The sequence below is a fragment of the Mesorhizobium sp. 128a genome (assembly GCF_053848025.1).
In genome coordinates this window covers 13,133-32,006 of the sequence record NZ_JBSPKY010000004.1, presented here as the reverse complement: position 1 = coordinate 32,006, position 18,874 = coordinate 13,133, and the positions used below count along the sequence as shown (strand labels likewise).

Below are 18,874 nucleotides of genomic sequence, written 5' to 3'. Positions count from 1 at the left end.
GAAATGGGCTATGGCCAAATCGTCGCAATCAGCGGTATCCATTTGAAATTACCACCGAAATTGTCGTTGGAAAAGTGCCGCGAATATTGGAGTTTCAGGCTGGCTTCCTATATAAGCGGTCAGTGATTCCCGATTAGATTGTGATCCGATTTGACCGACCAAAAAACACCGCGCGGCGCCGACGGCGGCCCCACCGGCATCGAGCCGATCTCCATCATCGAGGAGATGCAGAGCTCCTACCTCTCCTACGCCATGAGCGTGATCGTCAGCCGTGCGCTGCCGGACGTTCGCGACGGCCTGAAGCCGGTGCATCGCCGCATTCTCTATGCCGCGCATGAGAGCGGCTACCACTGGAACCGCAAATATGTGAAGTCGGCCCGCCCGGTCGCCGACGTGATGGGTAAATACCATCCTCACGGCGACGCCTCGATCTATGACGCCTTGGTGCGCATGGCGCAGGACTGGTCACTGCGCGTGCCGCTGATCGACGGGCAGGGTAATTTCGGCTCCATCGACGGCGATCCACCGGCGGCCATGCGTTACACCGAATCGCGCCTGACCAAGGTCGCGCATGAACTGCTCGAGGATATCGACAAGGAAACCGTCGATTTTCAGGAGACATATGATGCCTCCGACACCGAGCCGAAGGTTCTGCCGGCTCGCTTCCCCAACCTCCTGGTCAACGGTTCGGGCGGAATTGCCGTCGGCATGGCCACCAACATTCCGCCGCACAATCTGGCCGAAGTCTGCAACGGCGCCATCGCCATCATCGACAATCCGGCGATCGACCTGCCGGCGCTGATGGAGATCATTCCGGGTCCCGATTTCCCGACCGGCGGCATCGTGCTTGGCCGTTCCGGCATCTACAGCGCCTATGCGACGGGGCGCGGCTCCATCGTCATGCGTGGCAAGGTCAATGTCGAACAGCGCGGCAATGACCGTGAATCGATCATCATCACCGAGGTTCCCTATCAGGTGAACAAGGCCTCGATGATCGAAAAAATGGCCGAACTGGTGCGCGACAAGCGCATCGAAGGCATTTCCGACATCCGCGACGAGAGCGACCGCCAAGGCTACCGCGTCGTCATCGAGCTGAAGCGCGACGCTGTCGCCGACGTCATTCTCAACCAACTTTACCGCTTCACGCCGCTGCAGACGTCTTTCGGCGCCAATATGGTGGCGCTAAACGGTGGCAAGCCGGAAGTGATGACGCTGACCGACATGCTGAAGGCATTTGTCGGCTTCCGCGAAGAGGTGATTAGCCGGCGAACGAAATTCCTGTTGCGCAAGGCGCGCGACCGCGCCCACGTCCTGGTCGGTCTCGCCATTGCCGTCGCCAATATCGACGAAGTAATCAAGCTGATCCGCACCGCGCCCGATCCGCAGACGGCGCGCGAACAGTTGATGGAGCGGCGCTGGCCCGCCGGCGACGTCGAATCGCTGATTCTGCTGATCGACGATCCGCGTCATCGCATCAACGAGGACGGCACCTACAATCTCTCCGAGGAACAGGCGCGCGCCATCCTCGAACTGCGCCTGCAGCGCCTGACCGCGCTCGGCCGCGACGAGATCGCCGACGAGTTGAACACGATCGGCGCCGAAATCGTTGATTACCTTGATATTTTGTCGTCCCGCGCGCGCATCCAGCAGATCGTCAAGGATGAGCTCGCCGCCGTGCGCGACGAGTTCGGTACGCCACGCCGCACCGAGCTCACCGACGGCGGCGCCGACATGGAAGACGAGGACCTGATCCAGCGTGAGGACATGGTCGTTACCGTCAGCCATTCCGGCTACATCAAGCGCGTGCCGCTGTCGCTCTACCGGGCGCAGCGCCGCGGCGGCAAGGGCCGCTCTGGCATGTCGACCAAGGAAGAGGATTTCGTCACCAGGCTGTTCGTGGCCAACACCCATACACCGGTGCTGTTCTTCTCCTCCCGCGGCATCGTCTACAAGGAGAAGGTCTGGCGCCTGCCGATCGGCAATCCGCAGTCGCGCGGCAAGGCGCTGATCAACATGCTGCCGCTGGAGCAGGGCGAGCGCATCACCACCATCATGCCGCTGCCGGAGGACGAGACCAGCTGGGGCGAGCTCGACGTGATGTTTGCCACCACGCGCGGCACCGTGCGGCGCAACAAGCTGTCCGACTTTGTCCAGGTCAACCGCAACGGCAAGATCGCCATGAAGCTGGAGGAGGACGGCGACGAGATCCTCGGCGTCGAGACCTGCACCGACAATGACGACGTGCTTTTGACGGCGAACTCCGGCCAGTGCATCCGCTTCCGGGTCTCCGACGTGCGCGTCTTCCAGAGCCGCAATTCCGTCGGCGTGCGCGGCATGAGCATGGCCGAGACCGACCGCATCATCTCCATGTCGGTGATTGAGCATGTCGATGCTTCTCCCGCGCAACGCGCCGCCTACCTGAAGCGTGCTGCGGCCGACCGGCGGCTTGCCGCTGGTACAGCCGGTGAGGAAGAAGAGATTTCGCTGACCAATGAGGAGATCGGCGAGGAAGCGGAGCTTTCCGACGACGACTATGAAAAGCTCAAGGCGCATGAGCAATTCGTGCTGACGGTGACCGAATACGGCTACGGCAAGCGCTCGTCGTCCTATGACTTCCGCCTGACCGGGCGCGGCGGCAAGGGCATCCGCGCCACCGACGTGTCGAAAACGGCCGAAATAGGCCAGCTGGTGGCGACGTTCCCGGTCGGCAATGACGACCAGATCATGCTGGTTTCGGATGGCGGCACGGTCATCCGGGTGCCGGTCAACGGCATCCGTTTCGCCAGCCGCGCAACCAAGGGCGTGACCATCTTCAACACCGCCGAAGGCGAGAAGGTGGTTTCGGTCGAGCGGATCTCTGAGCCTCAGTCGGACGAGGATGTCGAAGAAAACGGTGAGGGCGACGCCGGTCCGGATGCCTCGGATGCTGCGCCCGAATAGGCGTTGGATGCAACAACGCCGGCCCGATGGGCCGGCGCAATCAAGAAATAGCAATAAAATCAGTGGTGACGGTGGGGCCAGCGGGCACCGAAGCCTTCGAAGCGCTTGGTCCGGACACGGACGCGCTCTGCCTCCTGATGCAGCCCGAATGCGGTTGCGATCAGCATGGCGACGGTCATTGCGGTGGCGAGCATGTAGATCAGCATGTGCGTGTTCTCCTGCGCCTTACAACGGTTAGATGGGGTTTTGGTTTCATCTTCTGAAGTGCAAACTAGCGAACGCTGCGTGAAGTCTTCGTGATCAAGGCATTCATCTGTCGTTCATGTCTGCGAAAAGGTTCACGCAGATGTTCCCAATCGCATTTGCCTTCCGTCCAATGCCCCGCTAGAAGCCTGCCATGACCGAACGCACCGCCCTGTATGCCGGCTCCTTCGACCCGCTGACCAACGGACACCTCGACGTCCTGAAGGCATCATTGGCTGTCGCCGACACGGTTTATGCGGCGATCGGCACCCATCCCGGCAAGACACCGCTGTTTTCCTTCGAGGAACGAGTGCAGCTGATCGAGGCTGCGACGAAGGCCGAATTCGGCCGTGACGGCGGCCGCATCAAGGTCGTCGCCTTCGACGGGCTGGTCATCGACGCCGCCCGCAAGCACGGCGCCTCGATCATGATCCGCGGCCTGCGCGACGGCACCGACCTCGACTACGAGATGCAGATGGCCGGTATGAACGAGACCATGGCGCCAGAGCTGCAGACGGTTTTTCTACCCGCCAGCCCATCAGTCAGAACCATTACCGCCACACTTGTGCGCCAGATAGCTTCGATGGGCGGCGACATCCGTCCCTTCGTGCCGGCTGCGGTTTCCGGCGCGCTCACCGCAAAATTCAAGAAATAATCGTTCGGAGATCCCTATGCAGCTGAAGAAGCTCGCCTCGTTCCTCGTCGTGCTTGCCGGTCTTGTGACCGCATCGGTGTCGGCCTATGCCGCCGAGCCGGAAAACACCATGATCATCACGCTGAAGGATGGCGACGTCACTATCGCGCTGCGGCCCGACCTGGCGCCCAAGCATGTTGCCCAGATCAAGAAGCTGGTGCGCGAGGGCGCTTACGACAATGTGGCCTTCCACCGCGTCATCGACGGCTTCATGGCGCAAACCGGCGACGTCAAGTTCGGCAACATGAAGAAGGGGTTCAGCCCCGAGGCCGTCGGCACCGGCGGGTCCGAGCTGCCTGATCTGCCCGCAGAATTCTCGCAGAGCGAGCATTACAAGCGTGGCACGCTCGGCATGGCCCGCTCGCAGGATCCGAACTCCGCCAATTCGCAATTCTTCATCATGTTCGCGCCGGCGCCGAACCTCGACGGTCAGTACACCATCGTCGGCAATGTCGTCAGCGGCATGGAACTGGTCGATCACATCAAGAAGGGTGACGAGGCCGACAATGGCACGGTCGGCGACCCCGACCGCATGATCAAGGTCCGCATCGCGGCCGACATGTAATCTGTCAAATCAATCTGTTTTTCTGAGATAAAGGATATCCGACATGGCTGAGATCAAGGACCGCGAGAACGCGCTCATCATGGAAACGACCAAGGGCAAGGTCGTCATCGAACTGCTCCCCGAACTGGCCCCCGGCCACGTCGCCCGCATCAAGGAACTGGCGCGCGAAGGCGCCTATGACGGCGTGGTCTTCCACCGCGTCATCGAAGGCTTCATGGCGCAGACCGGCGACGTCAAGTTCGGCAATTCGTCGAAGCCGACTTTTGCCCCCTCCCGCGCGGGCATGGGCGGGTCGGAAAAGCCGGACCTGAAGGCCGAGTTCTCCAACGCCAACCACGGCCGCGGCACCTGCTCGATGGCGCGTTCGCAGAACCCGAACTCGGCCAACTCGCAATTCTTCATCTGCTTCGACGATGCCGCCTTCCTCAACCGCCAGTACACGGTCTGGGGCCAGGTCATCGAAGGCATGGACAATGTCGACAAGATCAAGCGCGGCGAGCCGGTGGTCGATCCCGACAAGATCGTGTCGCTGAAGGTCGCGGCCGACGTCAAGTAGGGACTGAAAACGATGATGGGCGTGGTCTGGTCGCTGCTCGGCATCCTGTCCGGCGCCTTCATCGCCATTCAGGCGCCGATCAATTCGCAGCTGGCGCGCAGCCTGGGTCTCCCGGTCGCGGCGGCTGCGTTTTCGTTCCTGTCGGGTGCAATCGTGCTTGGTATCATCTCTGTTGCGGTCGTACGGCTGCAGGGCATCTCGCTCGACTGGAAGGCGCCGGTGCCTTGGCTGTTCGTCGCCGGCGGCATGCTCGGCGGTTTCTATGTCACGCTGTCGACCATCCTGACGCCGCGCATCGGGGCGGCCGCCCTGATGGCGTTCCTGGTTGCCGGCCAGCTGCTGGCCGGCATGCTGATCGACCGCGTCGGCTTCCTCGGCGTGGCGGTGCGCGAGATATCGCTCGGCCGCGTCGCCGGCGCGGTGCTGCTCTTGGTCGGAGCGCTGCTCGTCCGGCTTTACTGATGCGCGTCGACCTCTTCGACTTCGATCTGCCGGAGGAGCGCATCGCGCTTCGCCCGGCGGAGCCTCGCGACAGCGCAAAAATGCTGGTGGTCAGGCCGGAGGAAGACCTTTCGGACCGCTCGGTGCGCGACTTGCCGTCCTTGCTCAGGGCTGGCGACGTGCTGGTCTTCAACGACACCAAGGTGATCCCGGCGCAGTTGAAAGGCATCAGGCGGCGCGGCGAAGCGCAGGCGCAGGTCGAAGCCACGCTTCACATGCGCATGACACCGGACCGCTGGCTGGCCTTCATGCGGCCGGGCAAGCGCATCGCCGCCGGCGACCGCATTCATTTTGGCCATGACGGCAATTCCTGCTTCCTCGGCCAGCTCGACGCAACGGTCATCGAGAAGGGCGAGGCCGGTGAGGCGCTGCTTGCCTTCGACCTGTCCGGCCCGTTTCTCGACGAAGCGCTGCGCGTCGTCGGCCACATCCCGTTGCCGCCCTATATCGCCTCCAAGCGCGATGACGACGCGCGCGATATTTCCGACTATCAGACCATCTATGCCAAGGAGGAAGGCGCTGTCGCAGCGCCCACCGCCGGCCTGCATTTCACGCCGGAGCTGTTTGCCGCGCTCGACGCCAAAGGCATCGAACGCCGCTTCGTTACCTTGCATGTCGGCGCCGGCACCTTCCTGCCGGTCAAGGCGGACGATACCGCAGACCACAAGATGCATGCCGAGACCGGCTCAGTCAGTCAGGCAACAGCCGAGGCGCTCAATGCCGCCAGAGCGAGGGGCGGGCGCATCATCGCCGTCGGCACCACGTCGTTGCGCCTGCTGGAGAGCGCGGCGCGTGAGGACGGTACCCTGCCCGCATGGTCCGGCCCGACCGACATCTTCATCACGCCCGGCTATCGCTTTCGCACCGCCGACCTGCTGATGACCAATTTCCATCTGCCGCGCTCGACGCTGTTCATGCTGGTTTCAGCCTTCAGCGGCCTCGATACGATGCGCGCTGCCTATGCGCATGCAATCGGGAACAGCTACAGATTCTATTCCTACGGAGATGCAAGCCTGCTGTATCGAGCGGAGATGAGCGATGGACGATGACCTGCAAGCCTTTGACCGAGAAAGCCTGATTGCCGAAGTGAAGAAATTGCGTGCCGGCATCCGCGCGCACCGCGACACGACGGGCCATGATCTCTGCTGGCACCATCCCGATCTCTGGGATCTGCTGCCGGAAAAGACCGACCCATCGATTGCCGTGCCGCCGTGGCCCAAATTCATGCGCGGCTGCATCCAGTACCGCCAGTCGCTCGACAGACAGGCGCCAGACGCACCTGTCCATGACAAGGAATTCAATGGCTAAGCCGTTTACTTTCAAGGTCCTCGCAACAGACGGCAAGGCACGGCGCGGCGTCATCGACATGCCGCGCGGCGAAATCCGCACGCCGGCCTTCATGCCTGTCGGCACCGGTGGCACGGTCAAGGCCATGTATATGGACCAGGTGCGCGGCGTCGGCGCCGACATTATCCTGGGCAACACCTACCATCTGATGCTGCGGCCCGGCGCCGAGCGCGTGGCGCGGCTTGGCGGTCTGCATGAGTTCGCCCGTTGGCCGCAACCGATCCTGACCGACAGCGGCGGCTTTCAGGTGATGTCGCTGTCGAAACTCAGGAAGCTCACCGAGAAGGGCGTCACTTTCCGCTCCCATATTGACGGTGCTGCCTACGAGATGTCGCCGGAGCGCTCGATCGTGATCCAGGGCCTGCTCGATTCCGACATCCAGATGCAGCTCGATGAATGCACCGCGCTGCCGGCCGAGTTGAAGGAGATCGAGCGCGCCATGGAGCTGTCGCTGCGCTGGGCCGAGCGCTGCAAGACGGCGTTCGGCGACCAGCCGGGCAAGGCGATGTTCGGCATCGTCCAGGGCGGCGACAACGCAGCACTCAGGGTACGCTCGGCCCAGGCGCTGAGCTCCATGGAGCTGAAGGGCTATGCCGTTGGCGGCCTCGCCGTCGGCGAACCGCAGGCGGTGATGCTGGACATGCTCGACATCACCTGTCCGGAACTGCCCGCTGGCAAGCCGCGCTATCTCATGGGCGTCGGCACGCCGGACGATATCGTGAAATCGGTGGCGCGCGGCATCGACATGTTCGACTGCGTCATGCCGACCCGCGCCGGCCGCCACGGCCTCGCCTACACCAGGCGCGGCAAGGTCAATCTCAGGAATGCCCGCCACGCTGACGATCCGCGCCCGCTCGACGAGGAGAGCGACTGCCCGGCAGCGCGGGATTATTCCCGCGCCTATCTGCATCATCTCGTGCGCTCGCAGGAGGCGTTGGGGGCGATGCTTTTGACTTGGAACAACTTGTCCTACTATCAGAAGCTGATGCAGGATATTCGCGCCGCCATCGAAGCGCAGGCTTTTGAGGCGCGCACGGCCGAGATTTCCGAGGGATGGACGAGGGGCGATATTCCGGCCATCTGAGCGGGGTTAGGTGCTCAGTGAATTCGACGCCCGCAAGCTGCATCCCGTGATCTGAAAACTTCCATCAGGCTGCTGCTGCAGCGTATAGACCGCCTCATAATCCTTGCCGTCAGGCCCGACGATCAGCACCTGCTGGATGATCGAACCCGGGCCGGTCTGCTCGACCTTGCCGAAGGAATAGCTTTGTGGCTGACGCACCGGCGCGTAGCCGTTGGTCACCATGTTCATGAAGGCGTCGACGGTCGGGAAAATCTGCTTCACGTTAGGAGCAGCGAAGCTGTACGCCTTGGCGCCGTCATTGGCGATGAGCGCCTTCAACTGACCATCGATGACGGCCTGGCCGGCTTTGACTTCGGCGTCCCCGGCACGGACTGCCGAGACGAGCACGACTGAAGCGAACAGCAATGAAACGACTGCGAATGCGATGCGGCGCATGGCCTGTCTCCATTGTCCCCCAACAAAACCTGTCCCAGGACGCATCATACCATACGCTTGGCGTGGCCTCACGGTTTCAGCAACGGCAAATAATCGCCACGCAAGGGCCACGAGATCATGCTTAAGCATCCTTTAAGGCGGGGCGCGCATCGTAGGGGACGGGTGGGGACCCCGTTCGCGCAACCAGGGACGAACCATGTCGGGACAGCCGATTGACCGGCGCCTTTTTCTGAAAGGCGCGGCTAGCTTTGCAGCTCTGGCTCCCTTGCCCGCTTGGGCAGCCGCCGGGGCGACTGTCACTGAAATCGCCTTCGATCCGGCCATTCCAGCACTCGGCAATCCCGATGGCGACGTCACCATCGCTGAATTCGTCGACTATCAGTGCCCGATCTGCAAACTCGTCTTCGTCGAGTTGAAGAAGCTGATGGAAGAGGACAGCGGCATCCGGCTGGTGATGAAGGACTGGCCGATCTTCGGCGACGTCTCGCGCGATGCGGCGCGCGTGGCTCTGCTGAGCGGCGAACATTATGCCGCCGCGGTCGATGCGCTGATGACCAACCAGCGCGGGCTCACGGAACGCCGCACCAACGATATCCTGGCTTCGGTCGGCGTCGATGTGGCGATGGTGCGGGCCGATCTCGGCGTCCGCGAACCCGACATTGACGCCGCGCTTTTGCGCACCGACAGCCAGGCGACGGCCTTCAAGCTGTGCGGCACGCCGGCACTGGTCATCGGCGGTAGCCTCTACCGACGCGGTATGCCGGTATCCGAACTCAGGCAGGCTGTTGCCAAGGCACGTGCGGCCTGATGCTTGAAAGCCGGGCGGCAGTCTGCCACAAGGGCCGCTTGTTTGCGAAGCTCGATCGGGACCGGCAATGAAGACGTTTTTCGTGCAGATAAAGTGCGACCTGGGCAAGTCCTATGAGGTTGCCAGCGCGCTCGCCGATGCCGAGATCGCCTCGGAAATCTACTCGACCGCCGGCAATTACGACCTGCTCGCCAAATTCTATGTCGACGACGAGGAAGATGTCGGCCACTTCGTCAACGAGAAGGTGCAGCATCTTCCCGGAATCAAGGACACCTTCACGGTCGTCACTTTCCGCGCTTTCTAAAGCCACATCAGGCACTTGCCCGGCGACGAGGCAAAGCCTGATTACGCGCCGGTTTCGACTGCCTGAATTTTGGGCAGTTGCGACATACTGATCACCGGCATTCTCCAAATCGCCGATTGCGCTTGATTTTCTCCGTCGAGGCCAGTGAAATGGTCTCACAGGGGAGTATGCGATTGGCAGCGTTCGATGAAATGCTTCCGGAAGTTTCCGGATTGAGAAAACCATATACGGCTTACGACCGCTGGCTGAAGGAGCAGGACCCGGCCAGGCTTACCGAAAAGATGCAGGACGCCGAGCGCGTCTTCCGCAAGACCGGCATCACCTTTGCCGTCTATGGCGAGCAGGAAGCCTCCGAGCGGCTGATCCCCTTCGATATCGTTCCGCGCATCATCTCGGGCAATGAGTGGCGAAGGCTGACGCAAGGCATAGAGCAGCGCGTGCAGGCGCTGAACGCTTTCCTCGACGACATCTACCATCGCCAGGAGATCCTGCGCGCCGGCCGTGTGCCCAGGGAGCTCATCGCCAGGAACGAGGCATTCCTGCCGGAAATGATCGGGGTCAGGCCGCCGGCCGGCGTCTACACCCACATCATCGGCGTCGATATCGTGCGCATCTCTGAGAACGAGTTCTATGTGCTGGAGGACAATGCACGCACGCCGTCGGGCGTCTCCTATATGCTGGAGAACCGCGAGACGATGATGCAGCTCTTCCCCGAGCTGTTCCAGCAGATCAAGGTGCGGCCGGTGGAGAATTATCCGCAGCTCTTGCGCCAGTCGCTGGCCGCGGTCCGGCCGCAAAGCACCAAGGGCGCGCCGACCATTGCCGTGCTGACGCCGGGCAGCTTCAACTCGGCCTATTTCGAACATGCATTCCTGGCCGACCAGATGGGCGTGCAACTGGTCGAAGGCCAGGACCTGCGCGTCGTCGACGGCCATGTCGCCATGCGCACGACCGAAGGCTACAAGCAGATCGACGTGCTTTACCGGCGTGTCGACGATTCGTTCCTCGACCCGCTGACCTTTAGGCCCGATTCGGCCCTTGGCGTGCCCGGCATCATGGATGTCTACCGCGCCGGCAACATCACCATCGCCAACGCACCGGGGACCGGCATCGCCGACGACAAGGCGATCTATTCCTACATGCCCGAGATCGTCGAATTCTACACCGGCCGCAAAGCGATCCTCGGCAACATCCCGACCTGGCGCTGCTCGGAAGCCGATAGCCTGAAATACGTGCTTGAGCACATCCATGAGCTGGTCATCAAGGAAGTGCACGGCTCCGGCGGCTACGGCATGCTTGTCGGGCCGGCGGCGACCAAGAAGGAATGCCAGGATTTCGCCAAGAAACTCGCGGCAAAACCGTCGAACTACATCGCCCAGCCGACGCTGGCGCTGTCGACCTGCCCGATCCTGACTGAAAAAGGCCTGTCTCCGCGCCATGTCGACTTGCGTCCCTACGTGCTGGTCTCCGACCGCATCCAGATCGTGCCCGGTGGATTGACACGGGTGGCGCTGAAGGAGGGTTCGCTGGTGGTCAACTCCTCGCAGGGCGGCGGGACGAAAGACACCTGGGTACTCGATGACTGATTTTCACCTGAAGGATTTTTGATGCTTTTAGGCCGCACCGCCAACGGGCTCTACTGGATGAACCGCTATATCGAGCGGGCGGAAAACATGGCGCGTCTGGTCGATGCCGGGCTGCGCATGGCGCTGACCCGCACCCAGAATGCTTCGGAAGAGTGGAATTCGGTGCTGCTCAGTGCCGGCTCCGATGTCGCCTTCACGCAGAAATACCAGGACTATACCGCTGCCAATGTCGCCGACTTCCTGTTGCGCGACACCTCGAACCCGTCGAGCACAATGTCGGCGATCGAAACCGCCCGCAACAATGCCCGCATGGTGCGCACCGCGCTGACGCGCGAGACCTGGGAGAGCATCAACGAGGCCTGGATGGCGCTCAAGCGGATGCTGGCCAAACCCATCGACGAGCGCGACCTGCCCAGCGTGCTCGACGCCATCAAGCGCGAGACGGCGCTGATCCGCGGCTCCTTCTACGGCACCATGCTGCGCAACGAGATTTTCGATTTCTCGCAGCTCGGCACCTATGTCGAGCGCGCCGACAACACGGCGCGCATCCTCGACGTCAAATACTACGTGCTGTTGCCGTCGATTTCCTGGGTCGGTTCGAGCCTCGACAATTATCAGTGGGAATCGATCCTGCGCTCGGTCTCGGCGCACCGTTCCTATCGCTGGGTCTATGAGGCCGACTACAAACCGACCAACATCGCCGACTATCTGATCCTCAATGTCCGCATGCCGCGCTCGCTGACCTTCTGCTATCGTTTTCTCGCCGAGCACCTGAAATTCCTCGGCGACGATTATGGCGAACGCCATGCCTGCCACGCGACCGCCGACAGGACACAGGCGATGCTGAGGGCAGGATCGATCAAGGACATATTCGACGCCGGCCTGCATGAATTCCTGGCTAGGTTCATACAGGACAACACCAAGCTCGGCGAGGAAATCGCACAAGATTACCGGTTCAACTGAGCATGATCCCGAACCGAAGGACCGCGTTAGCGAAAAGCGGGTGCCGGTTTTCGGACAAGATCATGCTCACAAACGGAAAATGAGCATGCGGCTGAAAATCACACACCGGACCGAATACCGCTACGATGCGCCGGTGCACTATCTGCTGCAACGGTTGCGGCTGTTGCCGGTCAGCGGCCCGACGCAAACGGTCTTGTCCTGGGCGCTGAAGATCGAAGGTGCGCGCGAGGAAGTGCGCTTCAACGACCATTTCGGCAACGACAACAGGCTGTTGAGCGTCGAGGGCGAGCGCGACTTCATCACTGTCGAGGCCTCCGGCGAGGTTGTCACGCGCGACACAGCGGGTGTTTCCGGCCCGCATCACGGCTTCGCGCCGCTCTGGCTGTTCAGCCAGGAGACCGCTTTGACCGTCCCCGGCGAGGGCATCCGCGAGCTTGCCGCTGCGGTCGGCAAAGGCACCGACATCGAAAGGCTGCATCGGCTGATGGCGCTGATCGTCGAGCGCGTCGCCTATACGCCGGGCACCACCCGCGTGACGACCCCGGCGGAAGAGGCGTTGTCGCTGAAAACCGGCGTCTGCCAGGACCACAGCCACATATTTGTCGCCGCCGCCCGCGCCATGGGCTTCCCGGCCCGCTATGTCAGCGGCTATCTGATGATGGATGCGGCCATCGAACAGGCGGCGAGCCATGCCTGGGCCGAAGCCCACGTCCAGGGTCTCGGCTGGGTCGCCTTCGACGCCGCCAATGGCATTTCCCCTGATGAGCGCTATGTAAGGGTGGCCACCGGTCGCGATTATCGCGACGCCTCCCCGGTGTCGGGAATTCGACTGGGACAGGCGGAGGAACAGCTTGCGGTCACCGTCACGGTAGAGCAGTAGTTCTCGGCAAGATTGCTGCCTGAAGTGATTCCATGACTTATTGCGTCGGCCTCAAGATCGATCGTGGGCTTGTGTTCATGTCGGACACGCGCACCAATGCCGGCATGGATTCGATCTCGACCTTCAAGAAGATGCATGTCTGGGAAGAGCCGGGCGAGCGCGTGATCGTTTTGATGTCGGCCGGCAATCTGGCAACGACGCAGGCCGTTGTCAGCCTGCTCGACGAGCGCACCAAGGCGGTGGAGGATCGCCATGCGACTCTGCTCGAAACCCCCTCCATGTATCAGACCGTGCGGCTGGTCGGCGACACCGTCAAGGAAGTCATCGCCAGTTCGTCGCCAGCCGGCGAGAAGGCGGATTCCTATTTCAATGCCTCCTTCATCCTCGGCGGTCAGATCAAGGGCAGCCCGCCGCGGCTGTTCATGATCTACCCCGAGGGCAATTTCATCGAATCCACCGACGACACGCCGTTCTTCCAGATCGGCGAGACCAAATACGGCAAGCCGATCATCATCCGCGCCTATGAAAGGACGATGAGCCTGGCCGAAACGGTCAAGCTCTTGCTGGTGTCGTTCGATTCGACGTTGAAGTCGAACCTGTCCGTCGGCCTGCCGCTGGACTTGCTGTTCCTGGAGAAGGACAAATTCAAGGTCGGACTGAAGAAGCGCATCGGCCAGGACGACCAGTACTACCGCACCATCTCGGACGGTTGGTCGAATGCGCTGAAGGCCGCCTTTGCCAGCCTGCCTGATTTCCCGGGATAGAGATGACCACGGCTAGCGGGCAGGCGCTTGCTGCCGCGGCCGATGATGTTGGCCCAAATCTGGGGACCCGAATGAACAACGATGATTTCCGCCAATGGTCGAGACGCGCCGCGGATTGGGGCGTCGATTACCGCTCCTCGCTGCGCGAAAAACCGGTGCGGCCGCTGATCGAGCCCGGTGAAATTTTTCGCAGCATCGAGGCTTCGCCGCCGGAAGCGGCTGAGCCGATGGACAGGATTTTTGCCGATTTCGAAGAGAAGATCGTGCCCGGCATGACGCACTGGCAGCATCCGCGCTTCTTCGCCTATTTCCCGGCCAATGCAGCACCGGTCTCGGTGGTGGCCGAATATCTCGTCTCGGCGATGGCCGCGCAATGCATGCTGTGGCAGACCTCGCCGGCCGCCACCGAACTCGAAACCCGCATCGTCGACTGGATGCGCCAGGCGCTCGGCCTGCCCGAAGGCTTTTCCGGCGTCATCCAGGACTCGGCCTCGTCGGCGACGCTGGCGGCCGTGCTGACCATGCGCGAGCGGGCACTCGACTGGCAGGGCAACAAACACGGCCTGACCGGGCAGAAGCGGGTGCGCATCTACTCCTCCGATCAGGTCCACACTTCGATCGACCGTGCGATCTGGGTGTCGGGCGTCGGCGAGGACAATCTGGTCCGCATTCCGGTCGCCGGGCGCTTTCGCGCCATGGACACGGCGGCACTCGAGGCGGCAATCGTCGCCGACCGCGCCGCCGGCATGCTGCCCGCCGGCATCATCGCCAGCGTCGGCGGCACTAGCACCGGTGGCACCGACAATGTCGCTGAAGTGGCCGCGGTGGCCAAGCGCCACGGGCTCTATCTGCATGTCGATGCCGCCTGGGCCGGATCGGCGATGATCTGCCCGGAGTTTCGTCATTTCTGGAGCGGCGCCGAGCAGGCCGATTCCATCGTCTTCAACCCACACAAATGGCTCGGCGCACAGTTCGACTGCTCGATGCAGTTCATCCGCCAGCCGGAGGATCTGGTCCGAACGCTGGCGATCAAGCCCGAATTCCTGAAGACGCACGGCCGTGACGGCATCATCAATTATTCCGAATGGTCGGTGCCGCTCGGCCGCCGCTTCCGGGCGCTGAAACTGTGGTTCCTGCTGCGCGCGCATGGGCTGGAGGCGTTGCGCACCATGATCCGAAACCACGTCGCCTGGAGCGAAGGGCTCGCCGCCCGGCTGGCAACCGAGCCGGATTTCGAGATCGTCACCGAACCGATGCTGTCGCTGTTCTCGTTCCTTCATAAGGCCGCCGGCGATGCCGACGAACACAATCTGCGCCTGGTCAATGCCATCAATGATGACGGCCGCCTTTATCTGACGCAGACGCGGGTCGATGGACAGGTCGCCATTCGTTTCCAGGTAGGACAATTCGAGACCACTGCGGCGGATGTCGATATCGCCTTCACTGTCATTTGCGATTGTGCAAGATCCCTGAGGGACTGACGGGAATTGCCCGGTTGCCGTCGCCGAGGTGGCCAGCAGGCAAAGTCACTTCCGTTGCCCGCAAGGTGTCTGAACAGGTCTCAGCTGTATCTGCCCGGTTCGCCTTTACAATCATCAATATTTCATTAGCCGGCGTCTGCCTTTTCATTGCTTTCGTTTTCAGCTACAAACAAGGAAAACGAAAACGGGAGGTTCTCTCAGTGTATTTGTCGCCACGCCATGCCGAAATCATCCAGATGGCCAAAGACCATGGCCGCGTGCTGGTTGAAGACCTGGCCACGCATTTCAACGTGACGCCGCAGACCATCCGCAAGGATCTCAACGATCTCTGCGACCAGCGGTTGCTGTCGCGCATCCATGGCGGGGCGTTGTTCCCGTCCGGCATCGAGAACATGGAGTATGAGGCGCGCCGCAAGATCGCGGCCGAGGAGAAAGAGGCGATCGGCCGCGCGGCAGCCAGGCTGATCCCGGACAACGCTTCGCTGTTCATCAATATCGGCACCACGACCGAGGCGGTCAGCAAGGCGCTGCTCGACCATGCCGGGCTCATGGTCATCACCAATAACATCAATGTTGCCAATAGGATGCGCATTTATCCTTCGATCGAGGTGGTGATCGCCGGCGGTGTCGTTCGCGGCTCCGACGGCGGCGTGGTCGGCGAAGCGGCGGTCGACTTTATCAGGCAGTTCAAGGTCGACTACGCCGTCATCGGCGCCTCAGCGATCGACCATGACGGCGCGCTGCTCGACTTCGACTTTCGTGAAGTGAAAGTGGCGCAGGCCATCATTGCCAATGCCAGACATGTCATCCTGGTTTCCGACCAGACCAAGTTCGAACGCACCGCACCGGTTCGAATCGGCCATCTGTCGCAGGTCAACACCTTCATCACCGATCGTTGCGACATCCCGTCGGTGCGCCGGATCTGCGAAGAGGCGGAGGTGCAACTGATCGAAACGTCGCTCGGATAGGTGTGATCACAGCACCGTTACATTTCGTTTGACATTCGTTCTGATTTCGAAATAATCCCGATACGGTTTCGTAAAAACCTAAAAATGCTGCAATGCGAAATCGCGGGAGGGCTTTGTGGACGCAATCCATGACATCTTCGTCATCGGTGGCGGCATCAATGGCTGCGGCATTGCCCGCGACGCCGTCGGGCGAGGCTTTTCTGTGTTTCTGGCCGAGATGAACGATCTCGCCAGCGGAACCTCGTCGGGGTCGACCAAGCTGATCCATGGCGGCCTGCGCTATCTCGAATTCTACGAATTCCGGCTGGTGCGCGAGGCGCTGATGGAGCGCGAGGTTCTGTGGAAGAATGCGCCGCACATCATCTGGCCGATGCGCTTCGTGCTGCCCTATGCCAAGGGCTTGCGCCCTGCCTGGCTGATTCGGCTCGGCCTTTTCCTCTACGATCATATTGGCGGCCGCAAATTGCTGCCGGCGACCCGCACGCTCGACATGGCGAAGGACCCGGCCGGCAAGCCGCTGAAGCCGCTGTTTCACAAGGCCTTCGAATATTCGGATGGCTGGGTCAACGATGCTCGTCTGGTGGCGTTGAACGCGCGTGATGCCGCCGACCGCGGCGCCACCATCCGCACCCGCACGAAAGTCGTCGCGGCGCGGCGCGAAGGCGATCTGTGGGCGATCCGGCTGGAAGACCTAGCGACCGGGAAGGCCGAGGAGGTCAAGGCCCGGCTACTGGTCAATGCCGCCGGTCCGTGGGTCGACCATGTCCTGTCGACCACTGTGGGCCAGAACGATGTGCACAATGTCCGCCTGGTGCAGGGCAGCCATATCGTCATCAGGAAGAAGTTCGACGATCCGCGCGCGTACTTCTTCCAGAACAAGGACGGGCGCATCATCTTCGCTATTCCCTATGAGGAAGAGTTCACGCTGATCGGCACCACCGATCGCGACTATCCCGGCGATCCGCATGACGTGAAGATCAGTGACACCGAGATCGATTATCTCTGCGCGGCGGCGAGCGAATATTTTGCCCAGCCAGTGAAGCGTTCCGACATCGTCTGGACCTATTCGGCCGTGCGCCCGCTCTACGACGACGGCGCCTCGAAGGCGCAGGAAGCGACCCGCGACTATGTGCTGAAGGCCGATGGCGGCGAAGGCAAGGCGCCGATCGTCAATGCTTTTGGCGGCAAGATCACCACCTATCGCCGGTTGTCGGAATCGATGCTGGAAAAGATCGAAGGTTTTCTCGGCAAGCGCGGCAAGCCATGGACGGCGAACGCGTCCCTGCCGGGGGGCGATTTCCCGGCAACCGGTTTCGACGCGCAGGTAGCGAAGCTGAAGAGCGCCTATCCCTTCCTCGACCAGCGCCTGGCGCGCCGGCTGACCAGGCTTTACGGCACGCGCGCGCAAGTGCTGCTCGGTCTCGCCAAGTCGAATGCCGAGCTTGGCCGAAATTTCGGTGCCGATCTGTATGAGGCAGAAGTACGCTACCTCTGCGAAAACGAATGGGCGCTGACCGCCGAAGATGTATTGTGGCGCCGCACCAAGCGCGGCCTGCATTTCAGCCGCGAGCAGGTCTCGGCCCTCGACGAATTCATGCGCGGCATCAGCCAGCGCCATGTCGTGGCCGCGGAATAGGGAAGGCGATTGATGCTCAAAGCCTGGGAGGAGGCATTATGCTGGAACTGAGAAACGTGACGAAGACGGTCGGGGCGGCGGAGCATATCCGCGACGTGTCGCTGACGCTTCAGCACGGCTCGCTCAATGTCCTGCTCGGGCCGACGCTGTCCGGCAAGACCAGCCTGATGCGGCTGATGGCCGGCCTCGACGTGCCGACCTCCGGCTCGGTCTGGTTCGACGGCCAGAATGTCACCGGCATGCCGGTGCAGCAGCGCAAGATCGCCATGGTCTACCAGCAGTTCATCAATTACCCCGCGATGACCGTCTATGAGAACATCGCCTCGCCGCTGCGGGTGGCCGGCACAGATCAGGCCAAGATCGACAAGGAAGTCCGCAACGCGGCAGCGCTCCTCAAGCTGACGCCCTATCTCGACCGCACCCCGCTCAGCCTGTCCGGCGGCCAGCAGCAGCGCACTGCGCTCGCCCGCGCCATCGTCAAGAACGCCAGCCTGGTGCTGCTCGACGAGCCGCTCGCCAATCTCGACTACAAGCTTCGCGAGGAGCTGCGCGCCGAACTGCCGAAGATTTTTGCCGCCGCCGGCACCATCTTCGTTTACGCCACGACCGAGCCGCACGAGGCGCTGTTGCTCGGCGGAAATACGGCTACGCTTTCGGAAGGCCGCATCACCCAGTTCGGCCCAACCATTGACGTCTTCCGCAAGCCGATCGACCTGGTGACGGCAAGGACCTTTGCCGATCCGCCGCTCAACACCATCGTGCTGGCCAAGAAGGGTCCGGATTTTCTGCTTGAGGGCGGCGTCAAGCTGCCGGTGCCGACCGAACTCGCCGGCATTGCCGACGCCAATTACACAATCGGCTTCCAGCCGCATCATCTGTCGCTCGAGCGGTCCGACGCGGTCGCCGTGCCGGTCCGCGCCAAGGTCACGATCACCGAGATCACCGGTTCGGAAAGCTTCATCCATCTCGATTTCGCCGACGCGCGCTGGGTCATGCTGACTCACGGCATCCTCGACTTCGAGCCCGACGCCGAGATCGACGTGTTCATCGATCCGCGCCATATCATGGTCTTCGACGGCAACGGCAGTGCCGTCGCCGCGCCGAAGCTCGCGGCTTGAG

General features: G+C 62.0%; 20 protein-coding genes. 18 read left to right on the top strand and 2 right to left on the bottom strand.

Annotation, left to right across the window (positions count from 1 at the left end; translation table 11 throughout):
* The first annotated feature begins 150 nt into the window (after positions 1 to 150).
* Positions 151 to 2,940 carry a DNA gyrase subunit A gene (gene gyrA / locus ACWTU9_RS08855; protein WP_455857968.1) on the top strand — a complete coding sequence of 930 codons (2,790 nt, stop codon included), beginning with the start codon at positions 151 to 153 and terminating at the stop codon, positions 2,938 to 2,940.
* 59 nt (positions 2,941 to 2,999) lie between these two features.
* On the opposite strand, the gene ACWTU9_RS08850 is transcribed toward gyrA, so the two are convergent.
* A complete protein-coding gene (locus ACWTU9_RS08850; protein WP_192253752.1) occupies positions 3,000 to 3,146 on the bottom strand; it encodes a hypothetical protein in 147 nt (48 codons plus the stop codon).
* Positions 3,147 to 3,337: 191 nt separating this feature from the next.
* Between ACWTU9_RS08850 and coaD the strand changes: the two genes are divergently transcribed.
* The 7 genes from coaD to tgt all read left to right on the top strand — a co-directional run bounded on the left by coaD (position 3,338) and on the right by tgt (position 7,930).
* Positions 3,338 to 3,838 carry a pantetheine-phosphate adenylyltransferase gene (gene coaD / locus ACWTU9_RS08845; protein WP_454574951.1) on the top strand — a complete coding sequence of 167 codons (501 nt, stop codon included), beginning with the start codon at positions 3,338 to 3,340 and terminating at the stop codon, positions 3,836 to 3,838.
* A 109-nt stretch (positions 3,839 to 3,947) separates the two neighbouring features.
* Entirely contained in the window at positions 3,948 to 4,442 is a 495-nt protein-coding gene (locus tag ACWTU9_RS08840; protein WP_455858268.1) for a peptidylprolyl isomerase, read from the top strand.
* Between the two features lie 43 nt (positions 4,443 to 4,485).
* Entirely contained in the window at positions 4,486 to 4,998 is a 513-nt protein-coding gene (locus tag ACWTU9_RS08835) for a peptidylprolyl isomerase (RefSeq protein WP_454587063.1), read from the top strand.
* A gap of 12 nt (positions 4,999 to 5,010) precedes the next feature.
* Positions 5,011 to 5,460, top strand: a complete 450-nt coding sequence (locus tag ACWTU9_RS08830; protein ID WP_455857967.1) for a DMT family transporter — start codon at positions 5,011 to 5,013, stop codon at positions 5,458 to 5,460.
* Positions 5,460 to 6,548 (top strand): tRNA preQ1(34) S-adenosylmethionine ribosyltransferase-isomerase QueA, encoded by a 1,089-nt coding sequence (queA, locus tag ACWTU9_RS08825; RefSeq protein WP_455857966.1) that lies wholly within the window; start codon positions 5,460 to 5,462, stop codon positions 6,546 to 6,548. The genes ACWTU9_RS08830 and queA overlap by 1 nt, the downstream gene beginning before the upstream one ends.
* Positions 6,538 to 6,807, top strand: coding sequence for a hypothetical protein (locus ACWTU9_RS08820; RefSeq protein WP_454574955.1), 270 nt, complete (start codon positions 6,538 to 6,540; stop codon positions 6,805 to 6,807). The genes queA and ACWTU9_RS08820 overlap by 11 nt, the downstream gene beginning before the upstream one ends.
* Positions 6,800 to 7,930 carry a tRNA guanosine(34) transglycosylase Tgt gene (gene tgt, locus ACWTU9_RS08815; RefSeq protein WP_455857965.1) on the top strand — a complete coding sequence of 377 codons (1,131 nt, stop codon included), beginning with the start codon at positions 6,800 to 6,802 and terminating at the stop codon, positions 7,928 to 7,930. Before ACWTU9_RS08820 ends, tgt begins: the two co-directional genes overlap by 8 nt.
* Before the next feature lie 6 nt (positions 7,931 to 7,936).
* On the opposite strand, the gene ACWTU9_RS08810 is transcribed toward tgt, so the two are convergent.
* Positions 7,937 to 8,365, bottom strand: a complete 429-nt coding sequence (locus tag ACWTU9_RS08810) for a DUF4864 domain-containing protein (RefSeq protein WP_455857964.1) — start codon at positions 8,363 to 8,365, stop codon at positions 7,937 to 7,939.
* Between the two features lie 265 nt (positions 8,366 to 8,630).
* Here ACWTU9_RS08810 and ACWTU9_RS08805 point away from each other — a divergent pair, with 265 nt between their 5' ends.
* The 10 genes from ACWTU9_RS08805 (at position 8,631) to ACWTU9_RS08760 (ending at position 18,873) form a co-directional block, all read left to right on the top strand.
* Entirely contained in the window at positions 8,631 to 9,173 is a 543-nt protein-coding gene (locus ACWTU9_RS08805; protein ID WP_455857963.1) for a DsbA family protein, read from the top strand.
* Between the two features lie 67 nt (positions 9,174 to 9,240).
* Entirely contained in the window at positions 9,241 to 9,477 is a 237-nt protein-coding gene (locus ACWTU9_RS08800; RefSeq protein WP_112561551.1) for an Lrp/AsnC ligand binding domain-containing protein, read from the top strand.
* 173 nt (positions 9,478 to 9,650) lie between these two features.
* On the top strand, positions 9,651 to 11,063 hold the full coding sequence (locus ACWTU9_RS08795; protein ID WP_455857962.1) for a circularly permuted type 2 ATP-grasp protein: 1,413 nt from the start codon (positions 9,651 to 9,653) through the stop codon (positions 11,061 to 11,063).
* 21 nt (positions 11,064 to 11,084) lie between these two features.
* Entirely contained in the window at positions 11,085 to 12,026 is a 942-nt protein-coding gene (locus ACWTU9_RS08790) for an alpha-E domain-containing protein (protein WP_455857961.1), read from the top strand.
* Between the two features lie 85 nt (positions 12,027 to 12,111).
* Positions 12,112 to 12,906 (top strand): transglutaminase family protein, encoded by a 795-nt coding sequence (locus ACWTU9_RS08785; RefSeq protein WP_455857960.1) that lies wholly within the window; start codon positions 12,112 to 12,114, stop codon positions 12,904 to 12,906.
* 32 nt (positions 12,907 to 12,938) lie between these two features.
* On the top strand, positions 12,939 to 13,670 hold the full coding sequence (locus tag ACWTU9_RS08780) for a peptidase (protein ID WP_455857959.1): 732 nt from the start codon (positions 12,939 to 12,941) through the stop codon (positions 13,668 to 13,670).
* Between the two features lie 71 nt (positions 13,671 to 13,741).
* Positions 13,742 to 15,151: a pyridoxal phosphate-dependent decarboxylase family protein gene (locus ACWTU9_RS08775; protein WP_455857958.1), complete on the top strand. Its 1,410-nt coding sequence runs from the start codon at positions 13,742 to 13,744 to the stop codon at positions 15,149 to 15,151.
* Between the two features lie 200 nt (positions 15,152 to 15,351).
* Positions 15,352 to 16,119: a DeoR/GlpR family DNA-binding transcription regulator gene (locus ACWTU9_RS08770; RefSeq protein WP_454587053.1), complete on the top strand. Its 768-nt coding sequence runs from the start codon at positions 15,352 to 15,354 to the stop codon at positions 16,117 to 16,119.
* Between the two features lie 115 nt (positions 16,120 to 16,234).
* Complete coding sequence (glpD, locus tag ACWTU9_RS08765) at positions 16,235 to 17,755, top strand: glycerol-3-phosphate dehydrogenase (RefSeq protein ID WP_455857957.1); 1,521 nt, start codon at positions 16,235 to 16,237, stop codon at positions 17,753 to 17,755.
* 38 nt (positions 17,756 to 17,793) lie between these two features.
* Positions 17,794 to 18,873, top strand: coding sequence for an ABC transporter ATP-binding protein (locus ACWTU9_RS08760; protein WP_455857956.1), 1,080 nt, complete (start codon positions 17,794 to 17,796; stop codon positions 18,871 to 18,873).
* The last annotated feature ends 1 nt before the right edge of the window (position 18,874 follow it).

Bases quoted from the DNA above. Each gene is read 5' to 3' on its own strand.
- ACWTU9_RS08850 (WP_192253752.1), bottom strand. From the start codon at position 3,146: ATGCTGATCTACATGCTCGCCACCGCAATGACCGTCGCCATGCTGATC.
- coaD (WP_454574951.1), top strand. From the start codon at position 3,338: ATGACCGAACGCACCGCCCTGTATGCCGGCTCCTTCGACCCGCTGACC.
- ACWTU9_RS08840 (WP_455858268.1), top strand. From the start codon at position 3,948: ATGATCATCACGCTGAAGGATGGCGACGTCACTATCGCGCTGCGGCCC.
- ACWTU9_RS08835 (WP_454587063.1), top strand. From the start codon at position 4,486: ATGGCTGAGATCAAGGACCGCGAGAACGCGCTCATCATGGAAACGACC.
- ACWTU9_RS08830 (WP_455857967.1), top strand. From the start codon at position 5,011: ATGATGGGCGTGGTCTGGTCGCTGCTCGGCATCCTGTCCGGCGCCTTC.
- queA (WP_455857966.1), top strand. From the start codon at position 5,460: ATGCGCGTCGACCTCTTCGACTTCGATCTGCCGGAGGAGCGCATCGCG.
- ACWTU9_RS08820 (WP_454574955.1), top strand. From the start codon at position 6,538: ATGGACGATGACCTGCAAGCCTTTGACCGAGAAAGCCTGATTGCCGAA.
- tgt (WP_455857965.1), top strand. From the start codon at position 6,800: ATGGCTAAGCCGTTTACTTTCAAGGTCCTCGCAACAGACGGCAAGGCA.
- ACWTU9_RS08810 (WP_455857964.1), bottom strand. From the start codon at position 8,365: ATGCGCCGCATCGCATTCGCAGTCGTTTCATTGCTGTTCGCTTCAGTC.
- ACWTU9_RS08800 (WP_112561551.1), top strand. From the start codon at position 9,241: ATGAAGACGTTTTTCGTGCAGATAAAGTGCGACCTGGGCAAGTCCTAT.
- ACWTU9_RS08790 (WP_455857961.1), top strand. From the start codon at position 11,085: ATGCTTTTAGGCCGCACCGCCAACGGGCTCTACTGGATGAACCGCTAT.
- ACWTU9_RS08785 (WP_455857960.1), top strand. From the start codon at position 12,112: ATGCGGCTGAAAATCACACACCGGACCGAATACCGCTACGATGCGCCG.
- ACWTU9_RS08780 (WP_455857959.1), top strand. From the start codon at position 12,939: ATGACTTATTGCGTCGGCCTCAAGATCGATCGTGGGCTTGTGTTCATG.
- ACWTU9_RS08775 (WP_455857958.1), top strand. From the start codon at position 13,742: ATGAACAACGATGATTTCCGCCAATGGTCGAGACGCGCCGCGGATTGG.
- ACWTU9_RS08760 (WP_455857956.1), top strand. From the start codon at position 17,794: ATGCTGGAACTGAGAAACGTGACGAAGACGGTCGGGGCGGCGGAGCAT.